Origin of the sequence: Mesorhizobium sp. (genome assembly GCF_024509055.1) — a bacterium.
GTDB lineage: Bacteria > Pseudomonadota > Alphaproteobacteria > Rhizobiales > Rhizobiaceae > Mesorhizobium.
This window is the reverse complement of the sequence record NZ_JANINM010000238.1, coordinates 1-2,686: the sequence shown is the minus strand read 5'-3', so window position 1 is coordinate 2,686 and position 2,686 is coordinate 1. Positions and strand designations below refer to the sequence as shown.

Annotated in this window: 3 protein-coding genes; all 3 read left to right on the top strand. The window is 61.0% G+C overall.

What is annotated here, in order from left to right; all coding sequences use genetic code 11:
- The first annotated feature begins 59 nt into the window (after positions 1–59).
- The 3 genes from sufB to sufC are packed head-to-tail and all read left to right on the top strand — an operon-like array spanning position 60 to position 2,605.
- Complete coding sequence (gene sufB, locus Q0L57_RS11910; RefSeq protein WP_296742857.1) at positions 60–1,577, top strand: Fe-S cluster assembly protein SufB; 1,518 nt, start codon at positions 60–62, stop codon at positions 1,575–1,577.
- The gene (locus tag Q0L57_RS11905) at positions 1,574–1,816 is read left to right on the top strand and encodes a hypothetical protein (protein WP_296742855.1); all 243 of its coding nucleotides are present in this window, start codon (positions 1,574–1,576) and stop codon (positions 1,814–1,816) included. Before sufB ends, Q0L57_RS11905 begins: the two co-directional genes overlap by 4 nt.
- Positions 1,817–1,849: 33 nt before the next feature.
- The gene (gene sufC / locus Q0L57_RS11900) at positions 1,850–2,605 is read left to right on the top strand and encodes a Fe-S cluster assembly ATPase SufC (protein ID WP_296742853.1); all 756 of its coding nucleotides are present in this window, start codon (positions 1,850–1,852) and stop codon (positions 2,603–2,605) included.
- The last annotated feature ends 81 nt before the right edge of the window (positions 2,606–2,686 follow it).

Sequence of the window (2,686 nt, the reverse complement as noted above, 5' to 3'; positions counted from 1 at the left end):
AGCGGTGCCATAGTTTGAAAACTGTCGGGCCTTGACCCCGGCGTGGATGGAGAACGCTTATGCCTGCTGTGCAGGAGACGATCGATCGGGTTCGAAAGATCGACGTCGACCAGTATAAATACGGATTCCAGACAGAGATCGAGATGGACAAGGCCCCGAAGGGCCTAAGCGAAGACATCATTCGCTTCATCTCGGCCAAGAAGGATGAGCCGGGCTGGATGCTGGAATGGCGTCTGGAGGCGTATCGCCGTTGGCTGACGCTGGAAGAGCCGACCTGGGCGCGCGTCCACTATCCGAAGATCGACTTCCAGGACATCTACTACTACGCCGCGCCGAAGAGCACGCCTGGACCGAAGTCGCTGGGCGAGGTCGATCCTGAGCTGCTCAAGGTGTATGAGAAGCTCGGCATTCCGCTCAAGGAGCAGGAAATCCTCGCTGGCGTGCAGAAGCCCGAACCGTCGGAAGATGAAGAAGTCGGTGACAACGTCTACAAATCCGGCCGCGTCGCGGTCGACGCCGTGTTCGATTCCGTTTCGGTCGTGACCACCTTCAAGGAAGAGCTCGCCAAGGCCGGCGTCATCTTCTGCTCGATCTCTGAAGCGATCCGCGAGCATCCGGAACTGGTGCAGAAATATCTCGGCTCGGTCGTTCCGACCTCCGACAATTACTATGCGACGTTGAACTCTGCCGTGTTCACCGACGGATCGTTCGTCTTCGTGCCGAAGGGCGTGCGTTGCCCAATGGAGCTGTCGACCTATTTCCGCATCAACGAGAAGAACACCGGCCAGTTCGAGCGCACGCTGATCATTGCCGAGGAGGGGGCCTATGTCTCCTATCTCGAAGGCTGCACGGCGCCGCAGCGCGACGAGAACCAGTTGCATGCGGCGGTGGTCGAACTGATTGCGCTCGACGACGCCGAGATCAAATATTCGACGGTGCAGAACTGGTACCCCGGCGATGCCGAGGGCAAGGGCGGCATCTACAATTTCGTCACCAAGCGGGGCGACTGCCGCGGCGACCGCTCGAAGATTTCGTGGACGCAGGTCGAGACCGGCTCGGCCATCACCTGGAAATACCCGAGCTGCATCCTGCGCGGCGACGATTCCAGCGGCGAGTTCTATTCGATCGCGGTTTCGAACGGCTACCAGCAGGTCGACAGCGGCACCAAGATGATCCATCTCGGCAAGAACACCTCGAGCCGCATTATCTCGAAGGGCATCGCCGCCGGCTTCTCGCAGAACACCTATCGCGGCCAGGTCTCGGCGCATCGCAAGGCGACCAACGCGCGCAACTTCACCAACTGCGACTCGCTTTTGATCGGCGACCAGTGCGGCGCGCACACCGTGCCCTACATGGAAGCCAAGAACGCGACAGCGAAGTTCGAGCACGAAGCGACGACGTCGAAGATCTCCGAGGACCAGAAGTTCTACGTCATGCAGCGCGGCATCCCCGAGGAAGAGGCGATCGCGCTGATCGTCAACGGCTTCGTCAAGGACGTCATCCAGCAGCTGCCGATGGAGTTTGCCGTCGAGGCGCAGAAGCTGATCGGCATCAGCCTCGAGGGAAGCGTCGGATGACCACCGGCGAGAAATGGTTCAGGCCGAAGCGCTTCGGCTACGGCGCGACGCCGAGCAACTGGAAAGGCTGGGCGTTCGTCGGTGCCTTCGTGCTGGTCGTGCTCGCCGTCATGCTGGGGCTCGTCCATGTCGGGGCGCCCAGATGGCTGGCCATTCTCGTTGTTATTGCCCTCGCGGGCGCAATCATACCGTTCACCAAGGCCAAGACGGATGGCGAGTGGCGCTGGCGTTGGCGCTGAGATTGAACGGACACTTCTTGGAACGGAACCAAAATGCTTGAAATCAAGAACCTCCATGCCCGCATCGTCGATGACGGCACCGAGATCATCCGCGGCCTCAACCTGACGGTGAAAGCCGGCGAGGTCGCAGCCATCATGGGCCCGAATGGCTCGGGCAAATCGACGCTCTCCTACATCCTTGCCGGCCGCGAGGACTATGAGGTCACCGAAGGCGATATCCTCTACAACGGCCAGTCGATCCTGGAGATGGATCCGGCCGAGCGCGCCACCGCCGGCATCTTCCTCGCGTTCCAGTATCCGATGGAGATACCGGGCGTCGCGACCATGGAATTCCTCAAGGTGGCAATGAACGAGCAGCGCAAGGCGCGCGGCGAGGAGCCGCTGAAGATCCCGGAATTCCTCAAGCGGGTGAAGGACGCCGCCGCTTCGCTCAGCATGGATATGAACATGCTAAAGCGGCCGCTCAATGTCGGCTTCTCCGGCGGCGAAAAGAAGCGCGCCGAGATCCTGCAGATGAAGCTTCTGGAGCCGAAGCTCTGCGTATTGGACGAGACGGATTCCGGCCTCGACATCGACGCGCTGAAGATCGTCTCGGACGGCGTCAATGCACTGCGTTCGCCAGACCGCGCGATCATCGTCATCACCCATTACCAGCGCCTGCTGGAGCACATCGTGCCGGACACCGTGCACGTTCTCTACAAGGGCCAGGTGATCAAGTCGGGCGACAAGTCGCTGGCGCTCGATCTCGAGGCCAACGGCTACGCCGGCGTGATCGGCGAAGCCGCGTGAGATGGGGTCGAACGAGGCAAGAGCAATGAACATGCACGCACAGCCCCAGCGGACATTGGCCGAGACGGCGCTGATCGACGC

Coding starts and splice junctions, on each gene's coding strand:
- sufB (WP_296742857.1), top strand. CDS start 60: ATGCCTGCTGTGCAGGAGACGATCGATCGGGTTCGAAAGATCGACGTC.
- sufC (WP_296742853.1), top strand. CDS start 1,850: ATGCTTGAAATCAAGAACCTCCATGCCCGCATCGTCGATGACGGCACC.
- Q0L57_RS11905 (WP_296742855.1), top strand. CDS start 1,574: ATGACCACCGGCGAGAAATGGTTCAGGCCGAAGCGCTTCGGCTACGGC.